General features: G+C 73.0%; 18 protein-coding genes, 1 tRNA gene and 1 pseudogene. 3 read left to right on the top strand and 17 right to left on the bottom strand.

Translation table 11 applies throughout. The features are described 5' to 3' along the window. Window positions 1-33: 33 nt before the first annotated feature. From odhI to Vqi01_RS25300, 8 genes are all read right to left on the bottom strand, one after another. Window positions 34-486: an oxoglutarate dehydrogenase inhibitor Odhl gene (odhI, locus tag Vqi01_RS25335; protein WP_189040545.1), complete on the bottom strand. Its 453-nt coding sequence runs from the start codon at window positions 484-486 to the stop codon at window positions 34-36. A 215-nt stretch (window positions 487-701) separates the two neighbouring features. Next, window positions 702-1,082 carry a glycine cleavage system protein GcvH gene (gcvH, locus tag Vqi01_RS25330; RefSeq protein ID WP_204037357.1) on the bottom strand — a complete coding sequence of 127 codons (381 nt, stop codon included), beginning with the start codon at window positions 1,080-1,082 and terminating at the stop codon, window positions 702-704. A 58-nt stretch (window positions 1,083-1,140) separates the two neighbouring features. Next, on the bottom strand, window positions 1,141-2,088 hold the full coding sequence (locus Vqi01_RS25325; protein WP_204037356.1) for a DUF881 domain-containing protein: 948 nt from the start codon (window positions 2,086-2,088) through the stop codon (window positions 1,141-1,143). A gap of 9 nt (window positions 2,089-2,097) precedes the next feature. Continuing rightward, window positions 2,098-2,430, bottom strand: a complete 333-nt coding sequence (locus tag Vqi01_RS25320; protein WP_189040542.1) for a small basic family protein — start codon at window positions 2,428-2,430, stop codon at window positions 2,098-2,100. After that, window positions 2,427-3,341 (bottom strand): DUF881 domain-containing protein, encoded by a 915-nt coding sequence (locus Vqi01_RS25315; RefSeq protein WP_204037355.1) that lies wholly within the window; start codon window positions 3,339-3,341, stop codon window positions 2,427-2,429. Before Vqi01_RS25315 ends, Vqi01_RS25320 begins: the two co-directional genes overlap by 4 nt. Continuing rightward, complete coding sequence (gene clsA / locus Vqi01_RS25310; RefSeq protein ID WP_204037354.1) at window positions 3,338-3,976, bottom strand: cardiolipin synthase ClsA; 639 nt, start codon at window positions 3,974-3,976, stop codon at window positions 3,338-3,340. Before clsA ends, Vqi01_RS25315 begins: the two co-directional genes overlap by 4 nt. A gap of 248 nt (window positions 3,977-4,224) precedes the next feature. Then, a complete protein-coding gene (locus Vqi01_RS25305; protein ID WP_204037353.1) occupies window positions 4,225-4,728 on the bottom strand; it encodes a MarR family winged helix-turn-helix transcriptional regulator in 504 nt (167 codons plus the stop codon). A gap of 56 nt (window positions 4,729-4,784) precedes the next feature. Beyond that, window positions 4,785-5,963: a PP2C family protein-serine/threonine phosphatase gene (locus Vqi01_RS25300; protein ID WP_204037352.1), complete on the bottom strand. Its 1,179-nt coding sequence runs from the start codon at window positions 5,961-5,963 to the stop codon at window positions 4,785-4,787. A 231-nt stretch (window positions 5,964-6,194) separates the two neighbouring features. Here Vqi01_RS25300 and Vqi01_RS25295 point away from each other — a divergent pair, with 231 nt between their 5' ends. Together Vqi01_RS25295 and Vqi01_RS25290 are read left to right on the top strand one after the other, a co-directional pair. Further along, on the top strand, window positions 6,195-6,407 hold the full coding sequence (locus Vqi01_RS25295) for a phosphatidylethanolamine-binding protein (protein WP_204037351.1): 213 nt from the start codon (window positions 6,195-6,197) through the stop codon (window positions 6,405-6,407). Continuing rightward, window positions 6,404-6,880 carry a hypothetical protein gene (locus Vqi01_RS25290; RefSeq protein ID WP_204037350.1) on the top strand — a complete coding sequence of 159 codons (477 nt, stop codon included), beginning with the start codon at window positions 6,404-6,406 and terminating at the stop codon, window positions 6,878-6,880. Before Vqi01_RS25295 ends, Vqi01_RS25290 begins: the two co-directional genes overlap by 4 nt. Here the strand turns inward: Vqi01_RS25290 and Vqi01_RS25285 are convergent. Next, the gene (locus Vqi01_RS25285) at window positions 6,877-7,083 is read right to left on the bottom strand and encodes a hypothetical protein (RefSeq protein ID WP_204037349.1); all 207 of its coding nucleotides are present in this window, start codon (window positions 7,081-7,083) and stop codon (window positions 6,877-6,879) included. The two genes, Vqi01_RS25290 and Vqi01_RS25285, sit on opposite strands and share 4 nt — an antisense overlap. Window positions 7,084-7,208: 125 nt before the next feature. Here Vqi01_RS25285 and Vqi01_RS25280 point away from each other — a divergent pair, with 125 nt between their 5' ends. Continuing rightward, the gene (locus Vqi01_RS25280) at window positions 7,209-7,856 is read left to right on the top strand and encodes an HhH-GDP family DNA glycosylase (protein WP_204037348.1); all 648 of its coding nucleotides are present in this window, start codon (window positions 7,209-7,211) and stop codon (window positions 7,854-7,856) included. 80 nt (window positions 7,857-7,936) lie between these two features. Here Vqi01_RS25280 and Vqi01_RS25275 read toward each other — a convergent pair whose 3' ends face one another. From Vqi01_RS25275 to fdh, 8 genes and pseudogenes are all read right to left on the bottom strand, one after another. Continuing rightward, window positions 7,937-8,122, bottom strand: coding sequence for a hypothetical protein (locus tag Vqi01_RS25275; protein WP_204037370.1), 186 nt, complete (start codon window positions 8,120-8,122; stop codon window positions 7,937-7,939). A gap of 72 nt (window positions 8,123-8,194) precedes the next feature. Further along, the gene (locus Vqi01_RS25270; RefSeq protein ID WP_204037347.1) at window positions 8,195-8,392 is read right to left on the bottom strand and encodes a hypothetical protein; all 198 of its coding nucleotides are present in this window, start codon (window positions 8,390-8,392) and stop codon (window positions 8,195-8,197) included. Between the two features lie 46 nt (window positions 8,393-8,438). Then, on the bottom strand, window positions 8,439-10,214 hold the full coding sequence (gene selB, locus Vqi01_RS25265) for a selenocysteine-specific translation elongation factor (RefSeq protein ID WP_204037346.1): 1,776 nt from the start codon (window positions 10,212-10,214) through the stop codon (window positions 8,439-8,441). Between the two features lie 2 nt (window positions 10,215-10,216). After that, entirely contained in the window at window positions 10,217-11,521 is a 1,305-nt protein-coding gene (gene selA, locus Vqi01_RS25260) for an L-seryl-tRNA(Sec) selenium transferase (RefSeq protein ID WP_204037345.1), read from the bottom strand. A 21-nt stretch (window positions 11,522-11,542) separates the two neighbouring features. Further along, window positions 11,543-11,638: transfer RNA gene (locus Vqi01_RS25255), tRNA-Sec, on the bottom strand. A 49-nt stretch (window positions 11,639-11,687) separates the two neighbouring features. Further along, window positions 11,688-12,629 carry an NrfD/PsrC family molybdoenzyme membrane anchor subunit gene (gene nrfD / locus Vqi01_RS25250; RefSeq protein ID WP_372444429.1) on the bottom strand — a complete coding sequence of 314 codons (942 nt, stop codon included), beginning with the start codon at window positions 12,627-12,629 and terminating at the stop codon, window positions 11,688-11,690. A gap of 266 nt (window positions 12,630-12,895) precedes the next feature. Continuing rightward, window positions 12,896-13,852 carry a 4Fe-4S dicluster domain-containing protein gene (locus Vqi01_RS25245; protein ID WP_204037343.1) on the bottom strand — a complete coding sequence of 319 codons (957 nt, stop codon included), beginning with the start codon at window positions 13,850-13,852 and terminating at the stop codon, window positions 12,896-12,898. A gap of 56 nt (window positions 13,853-13,908) precedes the next feature. Next, window positions 13,909-17,145 (bottom strand): annotated as a pseudogene (gene fdh / locus Vqi01_RS25240) (formate dehydrogenase); the annotation flags it as partial. Window positions 17,146-17,533 lie beyond the last annotated feature (388 nt).

Here is a 17,533-nt window from a genome sequence, read left to right as displayed (position 1 = left end):
CCGCCCCGGACGGCGTGGAGGCCGCAGGCTCGTTCACCCCCGGCCGGCCTCCCCCTCCGGGCGTGGACCGGCGATGAACACCACCCGGAACTTGCCGATCTGCACCTCGTCGCCGTTGCTCAGCGTCGCCGCCTCGACCCGCTCCCGATTCACATACGTACCGTTCAGGCTGCCCACGTCCCGCACCGTGAACGTCCCACCGTCCCGGTGAAACTCGGCGTGCCGACGCGACACCGTCACGTCATCGAGAAAAATGTCACTGTCCGGATGCCGCCCACTGGTCGTCACATCGTGATCCAGCAGGAACCGCGCACCCGCATTCGGACCCCGACGCACCACCAGCAGCGCCATACCCGGCGGCAGCGAACCGGACATCCGGCTCGGCACCACATCGGTATCCGGCCCCTCCAACGCTTCGTCGAGCGAACCGAGATTAAGCGTCGACGTGACGTCGAGCGGGGGGAACTCGTCGCCTGGGCGAGTCATGGGACCACCTCACGGATCTGTTTCGGTCGGCGTCGGCAAACGGCGGGTCTGGCCGCCGGGCGCATCCACCCGGCGGCTGGCTCTGCCACGCCTCGAAAGGCTGTCCGCGACGCTCAACAATGGGTTCTCGGTCGACTGGGCGAGCCTAGCCAGCGCCGAAAAACAGGGCAACCGGACGCGCGGCACACACACCACCGCCGGCACAGGAAAAAAGCTCAGCTCTCCGTCAACTCGCGGTACGCCTGCGCATCGAGCAACGCGTCCAGCGACGCCGGATCCGCCGGAACGATCTCCACCAACCAACCCGACCCGTACGGATCAGAATTGATCACCTCCGGGGTGTCCGTCAACACCTCGTTACGGGCCGACACCGTACCGCCCACCGGAGCGTAAATCTCCGACACGCTCTTGGTCGACTCGATCTCACCCAACGACTCACCGGCCGCGACCTGCACGCCCGACTCCGGCAACTGCACATACACGACATCACCAAGAGCGTCCTGCGCGAAATCGGTGATACCGACCCGCACGGCCCCACCCTCGGCAGCAACCACCCACTCGTGTTCAGCGGTGTACCGCAGACCCTCAGGAATCACCAGAAGCGTCCTCATCCGTCGCGACACCGGACCAACCGGTGCCGACCCCACACTCGGCCTAACTGACCGGGCGGGCGTGTTCCAGCGTGCTCGGCGCGTGCAGCGCCGAAACCTCGGCAACCTCACGATCCTCAACGATCACGTTACCGCCGTCACGCGCCACCTCCGCGACCACCCCGCCCGGAATGTTCAGCGCCGTGCGCATCGTCGCCGCGTCCCCGATCACCGTGATCGTGAACGGCCCGGTCAACGGACGCCCGTCCACGATCAACGACGCCCCATCCTGGCCGTCCAGGAAGTACGTCGACGCCACGATCCGCACCGACGCCCGATCACCGCCGGAGATCTGCATCGCCTCCGCGCCAGCCCCCCGCAGCTCCTGCACCGCGTCCAGCACCCGAATCGCCGAGATCGGCTTCGACCCCGCCTCGAACCGCACCGCCAGGCCCGGCCCCCGCGCCGGCAACGTACCCGCCAGGATCCCCAGCTCGTCCGCCCGCCGGGTCGCCTCCTCCAACGCCGCCTGGCGACCCTGCTCCCCCGAACGCAACTGCCGCTGGCTCTCCTCCAGCGCCGCGATGTCCTGCCGCAGCCGCATCTCCCGCGCATCCAGGTCGTAGAGGATACGAACCAGATCCTCCTGCCGCGCGGTCGCCATCGACGGATCCGTCGACGTGGTCTTCAACTGCACCGCCAGCGTGAAACCCAGCAGCACCAGCAACACACCGATCATCCCCGCGGCCGGACTGAACCGCCGCCACGACCCCCCAGACGACGCGGAAGACCCACCCACCGCCCCGGCCGCGTCATCCACCCCACCCTCGGCCGGTTCGACAAAGCCGGACCCGGCCGCCGACTCGTCACCTTCCGGCGGCGACAACGGACTCAACTCGTCCGGGTCCGGCGCGTCCGGCCGCGGATCCGGCTCACCCGCCGGACCGCCCGGCCGCGCCGGACCCGCCGGCTGCGGCCACCCCGTACCCGTCTCGGTGTGCTCGTCACTCACGCCACAAACCTACGCCCGGAACAGGTGCCGACGGATCGCCGCCACATTGCCGAAGATGCGCACACCCAGCACGACCACCACCCCGGTGGACAACTGCCCGCCCACCCCCAGCTGGTCACCCAGATACACGATCAGCGCCGCCACCAGCACGTTCGAGATGAACGACACCACGAACTGCTTGTCGTCGAAGATCCGGTCCAGCTTCGCCCGCACCCCGCCGAACACCGCGTCCAACGCGGCCACCACCGCGATCGGCAGGTACGGCTGCAACGCGGAGGGCACCGTGGGATCCAGCCACAGACCAAGCAACACACCGGCCAGCAGCGCCAGCACCGCGATCATCGACCACCTCCGGAGGGACTGGGAGACGAACCCGACCCGGACAACTCGTCAGCACCCGACGGCGAGGCGCTCACCGCAGGCTGCGCGTAGCGTAGCTGCGGCTCCGGCGCCGCCGGCAGGGTGAGGTCATCGGCCTCACGCACCTCGAACGACAGCCCCGTGTCCTGCGCGACCTTGCGCATCGTCAACGCGCTCCGGCTGCCCTCATACCGCTTACGCATCGCACCCGGACCGATCGCCGACACCTCGTACGGCCCGGTCACCGGCCGGAAATCCACCAGGATCGCCTGACCCGCGTTACGGATCGTCGAGGTCGCCGTCAACCGCTGCCCGTTGATCGCAATCGCCTCCGCCCCGGCTCCCCACAGGTCGTTGGCCACCCCCTGCAGATCGCTGTAGAGCACCTGCGACGGCCCCACATTGGCACCACTGAGCGGTTGCTGACCGGATGGCGCATCCGCCAGCCGCACCACCACACCGTCGCCACGCACCTTCCCGAGGCCCGTGCTGGCCTCCAGGTTACGCAGCCGCGCCGCGTGCGAACCGCCCAGCGCCGCCTCCCGCTGCCGGTTGACCTCCTCGCGCAACGCGTCGGCCCGGGTGGACAACTCATCGGTCTCATCCTCGCGCTGCTGGATCTGCGCCACCAACCCCGACCGGGCCTGCGCCCGCCCCGGCTCCTCGGCCATGGTCTGCCGGTACGCCACGGCGAACAGGAAACCGAGCAGCACGACGACCGCGACGCTCACCGGCCCCACCGACCAACCCGCCCGCCCCGGCTGCCCCCGCTCCGCGCGCCGCAGCGCCGCGTCCGCATAACCCGGATCCAGCGGACTGCGGAACAACTCGGTGAGGAAGTCCGGACTGAACCCCCGGCCGCCGCGCCGGCCCTCGCCCTGCTCGTCACTCATGCCGGCACCCCTCGGCCGCGTACCGCCCGCACCAACTGGCGGGCCTGGATCACGTAGAGCGCCCCGGCCACCCAGTAGAGCACCAGCCCCCACCAGGCCAGGGCCCAGCCCACCGCGCCGGCGACCGCGGTCGTGACCGGCACCGCGGCGGCCAGCAGCAGCACCGGAAACGCCGCCAGCAGCAGGAACGTGGCGGTCTTGCCGACATAGTGCACCGGCGGCGGACCGTAGCCGTGCCGACGCAGCACCGCCAGCGAACCGAGCAGCAGCGCCTCCCGGGCCAGCAGGGCCGCGGTGAACTGCCAGGGCACCACCTCACGGGCGGTGAAGGCGACCAGGGTCGCGAGGATGTAGAGCCGGTCGGCGAGCGGGTCGAGCAGTTCACCGAGGCGACTGACCTGCCGCAGCCGGCGGGCGACCCAGCCGTCCACCCAGTCGCTGGTGCCGCCGACGGCCAGCACCACGATCGCGGCCACATCGGCGCGGGCGACGAGGAACAGGTACAGAAACAGCGGTACGCCCAGCAGGCGCAGGAAGCTGATCACATTCGGCAGGGTCAGCACCCGGTCGGCGGAGGGTTCTGCCGCGGCCCCGGGGGCCTGTGGTTGCTCCGCCCGAGCGGGCCGACGCGACACCGAACCTCCTCCGCGGCACGCTCGCGCACCGCGGCGCCGGTCGCGCCGTGTTGCGTCGTACGCGCTGTCGGGCCGACTGATGCCGGCGCCCCCTGCGGTCCCGATCCGGGACCTCCCCTGGCCCTGCCGCCCTCGGTTGATGATCACGGGCTGGCCGGATGCGCTGCCACTATATCGGGCCCTGGCGAGGCCCCGGCTGCGCAGCGGCGGTGTCTTCCTCTTGCATGCCGGCACCGGTGTGACGGGTGTCACCATGTCCAGTGTGTCCTAGGATGATAGAGGGTGTCGGGTGGTGGGGCGCTACGCGTCGCGGCATCAGCCGACTTCACCGCTGTCGCCGCCTGGCCGAACGCCAGCAGGGCCCGCAACAGGTCCTGCTGGCTGCGCGCCGGCATCCGGTCCAGCACCGTCCGCACCGCCTCGTGCCGGCGCGACCGCACCTCCCCCAGCAGCGCCTGCGCCGCCGTGGTGGGCTCCAGGCGCACCTCACGCCGGTCCCGGGGATCGGCCACCCGGCGCAGCAGGCCGATCGCCTCCAACCGGTCGCAGAGCCGGCTGGCCGAGGAGGGTACGACATCCAGCAACTCGGCCAGACCGTTGACGTTGGTCTCCGGCCGACTGCTGAGCAACGCCAACACCCGCAGCTGGATCGGCGAGACGGCGAGACGGTGCCGGGATACGGCGGAATCGAGCACCCCCACCAGCGCCTCGGCGGCTGCGTCGATCGCCGCGGCGAGATCCGGTCGTTCCACCCGACGTCCCCTGCGATTGTCCCGCTGGCCCTGCCCCACTGCCCCGGCGCCGTCCGTCAACGGACCTCCCGGCCGGCGGACCCACGCCAGTCCAGGCAGACCACGACCGCGTCGTCGCGCAGATCGGCGTCCGCGTGGAAAGCCTGCAACTCGCGCATCACCGTACCAACCGCCTCGGTCGGCGGCTGCAACCGCGTGGCCCGCATCGACCGGGCCATCGCCCGCTCGCCGTAGCGCTCGCGGCCGGTAGGGTCGGCACCCCACACCCCGTCGGAGACCACGAACAGCCGATCCCCCGGATCCAGGTCGAACTCCTGCAGGTCGTAGCGGGTCTCGGCAAACATGCCCAGCGGCAGCTGCTGCTCCAGCTCCACCCGCGAGACGGTCCCGCCACGCACCCGCATCACGTACGGCGAACCCGCATCCACCGCCCGCACCCGTCCGGTGTCGCAGTCCAGCTCGAGCAGCACGGTGGCCACGTGCCGGTGCCCACGATGCTGGTAGTAGACGGTGTCGGAGGCCAGCTCGGCCTGTTCGACGAGAGACCCGCCGGAGCGGCGCGCGTTGCGCATCGCGTTCACCGCCACCGCCGTCAGCAGCGCCGCGGCCAGCCCGATGCCGTCGCCGTTGAGCACGGTGACGGTGAGCCGGTTGTCGCCCAACGACCAGTCGAAGTGGTCACCGCCCACTGTGTACGCCGGTTCGAGCTGCCCCGCCAGGTGGAAGGCGCCATGGCTGACGCTGCGCCCCGGCAGCAGCTCCCACTGCAGCTCGGCGGCCATACTCAGCCGCTCTCGGCGGCGTGCCCGCCGGTACCGGTCGGTCTCCCGGTCGGCCGCGCGCAGCGCCAGCGCGACCTCGCCGGCGATGTCCGACGCCCGGCGCAGCATCTCGTCCCCGGGTGCCTCGGGCAGTTCGACCATCAGCACGCCCAGCCGTTCGCCCCACACCGACAGCGGCAGGTAGAGCCGGCACCGGCCGTCCTCACCGGACTCCTGCACGGGCTGCTGGCTGCTGAAACAGCGGTGGACCACACCCTGGTCGGCGTGGCTGCCGACACCGGGCTGCCGTGAGTCGAGCACCGGCCAGAGCCCGCTGATGCGGTAGTCGGCGACGAACACGGCGGTGCCCGACGCGCCCAGGACGGACCGGATGGCCCGGTCGGCGGCCTCGACCACCTGGTCGGGCGGGGCCTCGCGCAGGGCGCGGGAAACCCCCGTGGGCGCATCCGCCATGACCATCCTCCGAAAATTACTTGCTCTGGGGCAAGCATCATACGGAGAGGTCTCCACCCATGGTCACCCGGCCGACCGCACCGCACCGGCGAAAAGGCCCCGGCACCTGCTCCGGCGGGCAGCGTACCGACATCACGCCCCACCCCGGTAGGCGGCGGAGCGGGGTTGGCACCGGCCCAGGCGGGTAGACGGGCCGCGTAACGCCACCGGCGCACACCCGAGGAGACAGCGATGCCAGGACCACGACCGGGCAGCAAGTCCTACGACAAGCAGCGAGCCCGCATCCGCAACGCGATCGACAACTCCGGTCGGCACAACCCGGACAAGCTGGCCGACGAGGCCGCCAACCGGTTGCTGCAGGAGGAGCGAGGCCAACGCGGCGTCGTCCGGGGCGAGCGCACCTACGGACCCAAGGGCAACCGGGAACCGGGTGACCCGAAGTGAAAACGGCCGACCTCGCCGACGGGCTCGTCGTCGGAGCGGTGGGCAGCACCGCCCTCAACATCCTCACGTACCTGGACATGGTTTTGCGGGCCCGCCCCGCCAGCCGGACCCCGGAGGAGAGCGCCGGGAAACTGGCCGACACGGTCCACCTCGACCTGGGCCCGAGCGACCAGGCCGCCAGCCGCCGCTCCGGGCTCGGCGCGTTGATGGGCTACGGCGCCGGCCTGGCGGCGGCGGTCGGCTTCGCGGCGCTGGCCCGCGGCCGGCGACAACCGTTCCTGCGGGCCGCCGTGCTGCTCGGCGGTGGGGCGATGACGCTCGCCGACGGATCCCTGGCCCTGCTCGGCGTCACCGACCCCCGCACCTGGCGCCGCGCCGACTGGGTCACCGACCTCGTCCCGCACCTCGCGTACGGGCTGGCGGCCGCAGCCACCTGGAACCGGCTGCGGCCGTCCGGCCCGCACCGGCGCTAGCCGCGCCGGTCACTGTCGTCGTCGGCCACCGGCTCTCCCGCCGGACCGTACGGCGACAGCTGCCCGCGCGGCACAGGGCGGCCGGCGTCCCCCGACGACGAGCCGCGGTTACGGGGATGACCCGACGGGCCGGGGCCCTTGTTGTCCTGGCTGGTGGCACCGAGGTTGTTGCGCCGAAGCTCTTCCTGCTGCGGGTTCGTCACGGTCGTCTCCCTTCGCCGCCGGAGCGCCGCGGGCGCGGCGCCCACCGCGGGCTTACCCGCCGCCGTGGCCGGCATACCCGCACCCGATCAGGGCTAGCCGGACCAGGTACGGGTACACCCCGACGATGGGCGACCAACAAAAGACGGCACGGGTCCTGCTGACCCGGCCCACGTACGCCGAAGAAGCGGGCATCTCCCTGGCCGACCGCCCGGCGCCGCTGTACCAGTTGCTGGTGCTCGCCACCCTGCTGAGCACCCGCATCCGGGCCCAGGTGGCGGTGGCCGCCGCACGGGAACTGTTCGCCGCCGGCCAGCGCACGCCTCAGGCGATGGAGGCGGCGAGCTGGCAGGAACGGGTGGACGCGCTCGGCCGGGGCCACTACCGCCGCTACGACGAACGCACCGCCACGATGCTCGGCACCGGGGCCCGGCTCTGCCTGGACCGCTGGCACGGTGACCTGCGGCGACTACACCGGGAGGCGGGCGACGACCCGGCCGCGTTACGCCGACTGCTCACCGAGTTCCCCGGCATCGGACCCACCGGCGCCGACATCTTCCTGCGCGAGGTGCAGACCGTCTGGCCACAGTTGCGCCCGTACACCGACCGGCGCGCGATCGCCGGGGCCCGGCGGCTCGGCCTGCCCCCCACTCCGGACCGGCTGGCCCGGCTGGTCGACGACGGGGACTTCGGCCGACTCGCCTCCGCGCTGGTGCGGGTGGCGCTCGGCGAGGAATCCGCCGGGCAGATCAGCCGCAGCGTCGCCGCCGGCTGACCGGCAGGCGCACATCGCCCCGCCGGGGCCACGTCGCCTTCAAGCGGCGTCGAGCCGCGAGGCCCCACCTGGGGCGGCGGTCACTTCGCCGCGTCGCCACCGGGCTTGGTCAGGTGCCACACCAGCAGGGCGGCGAGCAGCGCCAGCACCACCAGCCCGCCGGAGATCCCCCGGCCCTCCTCGGCCGACCGGCCGGCGGTGCCGAAATAGATCACGGCGAGACCGGCCAGCGCCGCGAGGAACTTGCGGATGCCTCGGTCTCTCACAGCTCGCACGCTACGACCCGCGACGGCCCGCTGCCGGGCCGCCGCTGCGATGTCCTCCGACCGGGCGAACCGTCAGTCGACCTCCAGATCGTCGAGGGATATCTGGTGGCTCATCAGCCAGCGGGCCAACGCCGACATACCGAACAACCACAACGGGGCCGACTCGGTGGTGCCGTTGGTGGCGAAGATGGCGAACCGCAGGTCCGGCGCGCGGTACGCCTCGATCCGCCACCGGCGCTGCTTGTCCCGCCAGACCGCGGAAGGGTCCATGGCGTCACCGTAGGTCGCCGGGGTCCCGGCCGACCGGCGGATGGACCTAACCGGGCAGGTCGTCCGCCGGGCCCACCACCACGCGGGCGTCGTCGGGCAGCCGGCGGGTGCTGCCCTGCCGGTCGAGCAGCTCCAACAGCGGCACCGCCACCCGGCGGGTGGTGTCCAGGGCCCGCCGGGCGGCGCTGAGCGTGAACGGCTGCGGCAGCCCGGCCAGCACCCGCACCGCCCGCTGCGGCGTACCCGGCGCCAGCAGGACGTTGCCGGGCAGGCGCAGCAACGCGCCGGCGCGTACCGCGGCGCCGATCTCCCGGGCGCCGAGCCCGACGGCGGCCAGCCGGTCGGCGTCGGGCGCGCGGAACGGGTGGGCCGCCCAGTCGTCGGCGACCAGGGCCAGCGCCCGGGCCACCGGCTCGGGCAGCGCCGGCGCGCCGGCGGCGGCGACCCGGCCGGCGGCCAGCCGCAGCGGCGGGGCCACCAGCGCCGCCACCAACGCCCGGTCGGGCAGGTCGAGGCGCTGACGCAGCACCTCCACCGGGACGCCCGGCTCCAACGGATGCGCCCGCGCGTACTCCGTGACCACGTCGACGAGCCGGCGGCCCAGTCGCCGCCAGTGCTCCGGATCGGCCAGCCAGTCCCCCGCCACCGGCGCGACGGTCACCGGCACGCCCGCGCGGCTCAGGTCACCGGAGCGCACCAGGCCCCGGCGGCGCAGCTCGCTGGCCAGATCCGGGCGGCCGTCCACGGTCGCCAGCACCGCCGCGCGGGCCGCCGCCGCGCCCCGCCGCCGCAGCGGCGGCGGGAACACGTCCAGCACGGTGACGCCACCGGACACGTGATGCCGGCCCGGGTCGCGCAGCAACGCCCGGTCACCGACGAGCAACGGCAGGGGGCGGTTCAACCGCAGCCGCAGGGTGTCCACGCCCAGCGGACGGCACCGCACCGGCACCGCGGCCGAACCGACGTGCAGCACGAGCGCCGCCGGCAGGTCGGCCACCGGGTCGCCGGCCAGCCGCACGTCGACCAGATCGGTCGGCCGGAACCGTCCCGGAGTGAGCAGCGCGTCTCCCCGGGCGATCCGGTCACGGGCCACGCCCCGCAGATTGAGCGCCACCCGGGCCACCGGCCCGACCCCGGCACACGGCTCGCCGAGGCGGTGCAGGCCCCGCACCCGCACCGCCTTGCCGCTGCCGGCCAGTTCCAGTTCGTCGCCGACCCGCAGCCGGCCCGCGCCGAGGGTGCCGGTGACCACCGTCCCGCTGCCGCGCACAGTGAAGCCACGGTCGATCCAGAGCCGCACCGGGGCGTCGGCCGCCGCAGCGGGCAGCCGCGCGGCCAGCCGATCCAGCGCGGCACGCAGTTGCGGCAGGCCCACGCCGGTGACCGCGCTGACCGCCACCGCCTCCACCCCGCGCAGCGAGGTGGCCGCCAGCTCCGCGCGGGCCCGCGCCAACGCCGGCCGCGGATCGGCCAGGTCCACGCGGGTCACCACCAGCAGGCCGTACGCCACCCCGAGCGCGTCCAACGCGGCCACGTGCTCGGCCGACTGCGGCATCCAGCCCTCGTCGGCGGCGACCACCACCACCGCGGCGGGCACCGGACCGACCCCGGCCAGCATGTTCGGCACGAAACGTTCATGCCCCGGCACGTCGACGAAGGCGACGGTGACGCCGGAGGGCAGCACCGTCCAGGCGAACCCCAGATCGATGGTCATGCCCCGCCGGCGCTCCTCGGCCCACCGGTCGGGTTCCATTCCGGTCAGTGCCCGCAGCAACGTGGACTTGCCGTGGTCGACGTGCCCGGCGGTGGCCACCACCAGCATGTTCAGTCGTCCTCCGGCACGGCCAGCACAGCGGCGCGCAGGCGCTCGTCGGCGTGCTGCGGCACGCACCGCAGATCCAGCAGCAGCCGGCCGCCCGCCACCCGGCCGAGCACCGGCGGGTCACCGACGCGCAGCGCCGCGGCGTACCGCTCAGGCAGGCTCAACGCCCACGAGTCCAGCTCCACCCCCGGAGCGCCACCGCCGCCGACCACCGCCACCGACGGCACCACCTCTGCCTTGCGGCCCTCGCCCGCCAGGGCGTCGCGCAGCCGTTCGGTACGGGCCCGCAACGCGGCCGGGTCGGCGTGCAGCGCGGACCTTGTGGGCGTGGCCGGATCACCGAGGGTCGCCGCCAGGGCGGCCAGGGTCAGCTTGTCCACCCGCAGCGCCCGGGCCAGCGGATGCCGGCGCAGCCGCTCGACCAACCCGGCGCCGCCGAGCAGCAACCCGGCCTGCGGGCCGCCGAGCAGCTTGTCGCCGCTCGCGGTGACCAGACTCGCCCCGGCCCGCAGGGTGCTCGCCGCGTCCGGTTCGTCGGGCAGCGCCGGATCGGGTGCGAGCAGCCCGGAGCCGATGTCCACGACCACCGGCACGCCGAGCCCGGCCAGCCGCCGCACCGGCACCGACGAGGTGAACCCGGTGACCCGGAAGTTGGACGGATGCACCTTGAGCACGAAACCGGTCCGGGGACCGATCGCGGCCGCGTAGTCGGCCAGGGCGGTGCGGTTGGTGGTGCCGACCTCCCGCAGCCGGGCGCCGGTGCTGGCCAACAGGTCCGGCAGGCGGAAACCATCGCCGATCTCCACCAACTCGCCGCGGCTGACCACGATCTCCGCGTCGGCGGCGAGCGCGGTGGCCGCGAGGACCAGCGCCGCCGCGCCGTTGTTCACCACGTGCACCGCCTCGGCCTGCGGCACGGCGGCGGCGAGGGCGTCCAGGGCGTCGCGGCCGCGACGGGCCCGCCGCCCGGTGCCCAGATCCAGTTCGACATCGGTGTGGCCGGCGGCGGCGACCACGGCGGCCACCGCGGCCTCGGAGAGCGCAGCCCGGCCAAGGTTGGTGTGCAGCAGCACCCCGGTCGCGTTGAGCACCGCGCGCGGGGTGGCCGGCGGCAACGCGGCCAGCACGGCGTCGCGTACCTCGTCGGGGTTGATCTCACCGCGGCGGGCCCGTTCCTGGGCCTGCCGCACAGCGGCCTTGACCCGGTCCCGGCCGAGCGTGACGGCGGCCGCGGCCAGCAGCGGATCGGCCAGCAGCACGTCGGTACGCGGCACCCGGCGACGCGGGTCGGCGCGGCCCTCGCCCATCCGGTCATCTCCTCGCAGCCTTGGCGGAGACGGACGGGAATCGAACCCGCCTGGCCCGGATCCCGGACCACACCGGTGTTGAAGACCGGGAGGGGCACCAGCCACCTGAACGCCTCCACCGAGCATTGGATCACAGCCGGTGGGCGGACGCGCGAGGGAGTCCCGGCTACCGGTCCTGCTCGTCGGCCCGCCGCTGGAGTCGCTCCCGCTGCGGCAGCACCGTGTACCGAGGATCGCGGGCCGACGCGACGCCGGCGTGGAAAATCCCGAACCGGGTGGCCACCGACGCGGCCAGCAGGGCGGCGCCGGAGAACGCCGAGACGACCCGGCTGCGGGCGCCGAGCAGCGCGCCGGCCACCCCCACCACGGTCAACGCCCGCCCGGCACGCAGCAACCGGCCGGCGCGGCCGATGCGGTACGGCTCGGCGACCAGACCGAGGCGGGTCTGGACGCGGTGCGCGCCGACCAACTCCAGGCCGGCACCGGCCACCGCCAGCCGCCGGGCCGGACCGGCCTGCGTCGGCGGCACCGCGATCAGACCCATCCCGGCGCCGCTGGCCAGGGCGCTGCCCGCGAAAACCAATGGCAGGTCCGGGTACGCCCCGTGCCAGGACGGCACCGCCGTGTCCGACAGCAGCACCGCCGTGTAGGTGCCCAGGGCCGGCGCGATCCCCGCGGCGGCCAGCCCGGCGGCGCGCCCCAACGGGGGCAGCATCCGGCGGGCCAGCCCCAACGGCCCCCGCTCGGGCAGCAGCGGCGCCACCTCGGCCACCGCGGCGAGCCCGGCCGCCGGCCCGTACGCGGTGAGGATCCAGGTGCCCACCGACATCGGCGAGGTCGGCTTCGCCACCCGCAGCATGTGGTGGAACCGCTCCGGGCGGCCCAGGTCCATGACCAGCAGGACGCCGCTGGCGGTGACCCCGGCCAGCGCGGTGAGGCGGCCGGCGCGGCGCAGCGCGGGCCGACCGGTGAGCTGCGCACCGGCGGCGAGCAGCGACGAGCCGGCGGCGAGGCCGCCAGTGAACAGGTAGGCGGCGATCTCCCAGGTCCAGACCGGTGGCTTGAGGATCGGCCGGCCGTAGTACGAGCGGAACTCCGCCGGCGGCACCGCGAGTTCCTCCCCGCCCCGCCCACGACGCCGCCTGCCCCGGCCCTCGCCGTCGCGCCCGCCGGACGCGGTGCGCGCATCGGCGCCCGGCGCGGTGGGCGCGCCGCCGACCGAGCCGCCGGTGGCGCCCGGCGCGGTGGGCGGGCCGTCGCCCGGAGCGCTCGCGGCGCCCGGCGCGGCGCCGCTCGGAGCGCCGGTGGTGCCGGCGGCGCCCAGCCGGTCGCGGAAGCGGCGGAACCGCTCGCCCACCGGGAGCCGACGCGGATTCACCGCCGCCCGCCCAGGAACGCGACGACCGCCCCGGCCGCCATGGCCAGCGCGGCCACCCCGGCCCGCCGCCACATCCGCGGCAGGTCACGGGTGGGCACCTGCGGATCCGGCGGCAAGCCGTACACCTCCGGCTCGTCGAGCAGGAGGAAGAAGGCGCCGTCGCCGCCGACGCCGTCGCTCGGGTCGTGGCCGTAGAGCCGCGCCTCGGGCACGCCCCGCTCGTGCAGCGTCGCCACCCGGGCCGCGGCCCGGTCGCGCAGTTCGTCCAGCGGACCGTACTGGATCGACTCCGTCGGGCACGCCTGCGCGCAGGCCGGCGTCATCCCGACCCCGATCCGGTCGTAGCACAGCGTGCACTTCCAGGCCCGACCGTCGCCGGCCCGCCGGTCGATGACCCCGTACGGGCAGGCCGACACGCAGTAGCCGCAGCCGTTGCAGATGTCCTCCTGCACCACGACCGTGCCGAACTCAGTGCGGAACAAGGCGCCCGTCGGGCAGACGTCCAGGCAGCCGGCGCGGGTGCAGTGCTTGCACACGTCGGACATCATCAGCCAGCGGAAGTCGCTGCGCCCGTGCGCGCTACCGGTACGCCCCGGCGGCGCGGCGCCCGGCATGCCGAGGAACTCGACCGGCGCGCCGCTGCTCGACGCCACCGCCGAACCACCTCCGGGCGAGTCGTCGTCCCCCGACGGGCGGGGCTGCTCGACGAAGGCCACATGCCGCCACGAGTTCGCGGTCAACGCACCGGTGTTGTCGTACGACATGCCGAGCAGGTCCAACCCGGAGGAGGGCACCCCGTTCCACTCCTTGCAGGCCACCTCACACGCCTTGCAGCCGATGCAGACGCTGGTGTCGGTGAAGAAGCCCATCCTCGGCGGCGCGTCGACCCAGCCGGCCGCCGTGGCCGGGTCGAACGCCACCGGCGAACCCGACCGGCTCTCCGGGTCGACCATCAGCGATTCCCCTCTCCGTCGCCGGTGGACCCGGTCGACTCGATCGGCACGCCCGGGGTGACCGCCGGCGGGTTGCCGCCCGACACGACGCCGGCGCGGACCCGGTAATCCGACACCAACTCGCGCAACGCCGGCCCGGTGGGCCGTCGGCCCGGCCGCACGTCACACGTGCCGATCTTGCTCTCCTGGATCAGCACGTTCGGATCCAGGGTGATGCCGAACAGATCGTTGGCCGAGTCACCGGTGACCAGCCCCTCGAACCCGAAGTGGTACGGCAGCCACAGCTGGTGGATCACCCGACCCTCCACCAGCAGCGGAGCGACCCGATCGGTGACCAGCACCCTCGCCTCGATCACCGCGCGGGAACTGATCAGGTGCGCCCAGCCGAGATGGTTCAGCCCGACCAGCAAGGCCAACTCCGGGGAGACCTCGACGAACATCTCCGGCTGCAGTTCCGCCAGCGGCGCGACCGTGCGGCTCATCCCGCCCGCGGTGTGGTGCTCGGTGAGCCGGCTGACCGTGAACACGTACGGAAAGACCTGACTGTGCTCCTGCGGCGGGCTCGGGTTGGTGGCGTTGATCGGGTGCGCGTACATCTTGCGGGTCGGATTGGCCTGCTGGCCGTAGAGCGGGTTACGCACCGGCGACTCGACCGGCTCGTAGTGGGTGGGCAGCGGCCCGTCCAGCACCCCGCTGGGCGCGTACAGCCAGCCCTTGCCGTCGGCCTGCATCACGAACGGGTCGTCGCCGGCGATCGCGGCCGGGCCGGTGGCGCCCGCTGGCGGCCGGTACGACGGCGGCTTCGTCACCTCGAAATCCGGCACGTCGTGGCCGGTCCACCGCCCGGCTTCGGCGTCCCACCACACGTAGCGTTTGCGTTCGCTCCACGGCCGGCCCTGCGGATCGGCCGAGGCCCGGTTGTACAGGGTGCGCCGGTTCGCCGGCCACGCCCAACCCCACTCCGCCGCCACCCAGTCCTGCTCGTGCCCGGGACGACGGCGGGCCGCCTGGTTCACCCCGTCGGCGTACACCCCGCTGTAGATCCAGCAACCCACGGCGGTGCTGCCGTCGTCGCGGGCCTCAGCGAACCCGGCGAGAGGGCGGCCGGTGGTGGTGTCGTACCCGTTGATCTCACGCAGCACCGCCTCGGCGTCGGGCTCGGCGTGCGGGCCGTGCGTGGGATAGTCCCAGGCCAGGTCGAGCAACGCCCGATCGCGCGGCAACGGCGAACCCGCCAGCTTCTCGCGCAGCTTGCGTCCCAGATGGTAGAAGAACCACAGCTCGGAGCGAGCATCGCCGGGCGGGTCGACGGCCTTCTCACGCCACTGCAACAGCCGCTGCGTCTGGGTGAATGTGCCGTCCTTCTCCACGTGGGAGGCAGCGGGCAGGAAGAACACCTCGGTACGGCACTCCTGCGGCACGATCTCCCCGGTGGCGACCTCCGGGCCGTTCTGCCAGAACGTCGCACTTTCGATCATGAAAAGGTCACGGACCACCAGCCAGTCCAGGTTGGCCATACCCAGCCGCTGCGCCCGCCCGTGCGCCGAACCGACCGCCGGGTTCTGGCCGAGCAGGAAGTAACCCTTGATCTTCCCGTCGATCATGTCGAGCACCTGCTGGTAGGTGCCGTGGTCGCCGGTGAGCCGAGGCAGGTAGCCGTAGCAGAAGTCGTTGTCCGGAGTCGCCGCATCGCCCCAGTACGCCTTGAGCAGGCTGGCCGCGAAAGCCCGGGCATTGCCCCAGAAACCCTTCTGGCCCGGGTGGCGGATGCTCTCCACCCACGCGTCGAAGGTGGGATGCGCGTCATGCTGCGGCATCGGCAGATAGCCCGGCAGCAGGTTGAACAACGTCGGGATGTCGGTGGAACCCTGAATGCTGGCGTGCCCGCGCAGCGCCAGCACCCCACCACCCGGACGACCCACGTTACCCAGCAGCAACTGGATGATCGCCCCGGTGCGGATGTACTGCACACCGACGCTGTGCTGAGTCCAGCCCACCGAGTAGATCAGGCAACCGGTGCGCTCGCGCCCCGAGTTCTCCGCCCAGGCCCGCGCCAACTCCAGGAACTTCTCCCGAGACACCCCGCAGACCCGCTCCACCATCTCCGGGGTGTAGCGGGCGAAGTGCCGCTTGAGGATCTGGTAGACGCAGCGCGGATGTTGCAGCGTCTCGTCTCGCTCGACGGCACCGGCCACTGGGGCGCCGTGCGACTCGTGTCGCAGCCCGGCGGCCGTCTCCCGCTCGGCGGCCGTGTGACCGCTGCCCGAACTGGCCTCCTGGCCGGCGTACTGCCAACTGGTCTGCACGTAACTGCCGGTCTCCGGATCGAAGCCGGAGAAAATCCCGTCGGCGTCCTCGGCGTCGACGAAATCGTCGCTGACGATCGTCGCCGCGTTGGTGTACGCCAACACGTACTCCCGGAAGTCCAACTCGTTGCTGAGGATGTAGTTGACCACCCCGCCGAGCAACGCGATGTCGGTGCCGGCCCGGATCGGCAGGTACTCGTCGGCCAGCGCGCTGGTGCGGGTGAACCGCGGGTCGACGTGGAACACCTTCGCCCCGCGCCGCTTCGCCTCCATCACCCACTGGAAGCCCACCGGGTGGGCCTCGGCCATGTTGGAGCCCTGGATGACGATGACGTCAGCGTTCGCCACGTCCTGCTGGAAAATCGTCGCGCCGCCGCGACCGAAGCTGGCCCCCAGACCGGGGACGGTGGCGGAGTGTCAAATCCGCGCCTGGTTCTCGATCTGAAGCGCGCCGGCCGCGGTGAACAACTTCTTGATGAGGTAATTCTCCTCGTTGTCCAGCGTGGCCCCACCAAGGCTGGAGATGCCCAGGGTACGGTTCAGCGGACGACCCTGGTCGTCGACGTCCTCCCAGGTCTGCGCGCGGGCGGCGAGCACCCGGTCGGCGATCATGTCGAGCGCCGTCTCCAGGTCCAGGTCCTCCCAGTCGGTGCCGTACGGCCGGCGGTAACGCACCTTCGTCTGCCGCAGCGGGCTGGTGACCAGGCTCTTGCTGGCCGAGCCCTTCGGGCAGAGCCGGCCGCGGGAAATCGGGCTGTCGGGGTCGCCCTCGATCTGGGTGACCTGGCCGTCGGCGACGAACACCCGCTGGCCGCAGCCGACCGCGCAGTACGGGCAGACGGAACGGGCCACCCGGTCGGCGCTCTGGGTGCGGGCGGTAAGCGCCGCGGAACGGGCGGACTGGGCCGCAGCACCTCGGCCCGAGGGGTCGGCGCCGGTGAGCTGCCGGTAGACCGGCCAGCCCAGGAGCACCTTCCGCAGACCCACGTACGACTCCTCCCACCGGCGCTGTCCGCCTTGACCATAGGACAGCCGGGGCGAGCAGGCGAGCCAGGTCGTCGACAGATCCCCACACGACGTCGCCCCCGGCCCGAAACCGGGCCGGGGGCAGCGCGTGGGTGTCGGTGTGCAGGTCGCCTCTCGGCGAGTGGCGCGACGCGGCTCCAGCCGAACGGTATTCCGCGAAGGCAATATAGGTGAGGCCCGGGGACACTGAATCACACCGACGCTCGGTACAACCGACCCACGCCCCTTCTTGTTCCCACCCCAGCCACCCCCATTCCAGACAGGGCGAAGAAGGCGAAGGAAGGGCCCCTTGTTAACGCCTGGTGTAGAGGAAGGGCCCCTTATTAACACGCAGCGGCAGGCGCCGCCC

Source organism: Micromonospora qiuiae (assembly GCF_016863555.1).
Lineage (GTDB): Bacteria > Actinomycetota > Actinomycetes > Mycobacteriales > Micromonosporaceae > Micromonospora > Micromonospora qiuiae.
The sequence above is the reverse complement of the archived record's forward strand: the minus strand, read 5'-3'. Positions and strand labels throughout refer to the sequence as shown.

What these genes read in the sequence shown, in the direction of transcription:
- odhI (WP_189040545.1), bottom strand. Translation starts at nt 486, where the DNA reads ATGACTCGCCCAGGCGACGAGTTCCCCCCGCTCGACGTCACGTCGACG.
- Vqi01_RS25320 (WP_189040542.1), bottom strand. Translation starts at nt 2,430, where the DNA reads ATGATCGCGGTGCTGGCGCTGCTGGCCGGTGTGTTGCTTGGTCTGTGG.
- Vqi01_RS25315 (WP_204037355.1), bottom strand. Translation starts at nt 3,341, where the DNA reads ATGAGTGACGAGCAGGGCGAGGGCCGGCGCGGCGGCCGGGGGTTCAGT.
- Vqi01_RS25300 (WP_204037352.1), bottom strand. Translation starts at nt 5,963, where the DNA reads ATGGCGGATGCGCCCACGGGGGTTTCCCGCGCCCTGCGCGAGGCCCCG.
- Vqi01_RS25295 (WP_204037351.1), top strand. Translation starts at nt 6,195, where the DNA reads ATGCCAGGACCACGACCGGGCAGCAAGTCCTACGACAAGCAGCGAGCC.
- Vqi01_RS25280 (WP_204037348.1), top strand. Translation starts at nt 7,209, where the DNA reads ATGGGCGACCAACAAAAGACGGCACGGGTCCTGCTGACCCGGCCCACG.
- Vqi01_RS25270 (WP_204037347.1), bottom strand. Translation starts at nt 8,392, where the DNA reads ATGGACCCTTCCGCGGTCTGGCGGGACAAGCAGCGCCGGTGGCGGATC.
- selB (WP_204037346.1), bottom strand. Translation starts at nt 10,214, where the DNA reads ATGCTGGTGGTGGCCACCGCCGGGCACGTCGACCACGGCAAGTCCACG.
- selA (WP_204037345.1), bottom strand. Translation starts at nt 11,521, where the DNA reads ATGGGCGAGGGCCGCGCCGACCCGCGTCGCCGGGTGCCGCGTACCGAC.
- Vqi01_RS25245 (WP_204037343.1), bottom strand. Translation starts at nt 13,852, where the DNA reads ATGGTCGACCCGGAGAGCCGGTCGGGTTCGCCGGTGGCGTTCGACCCG.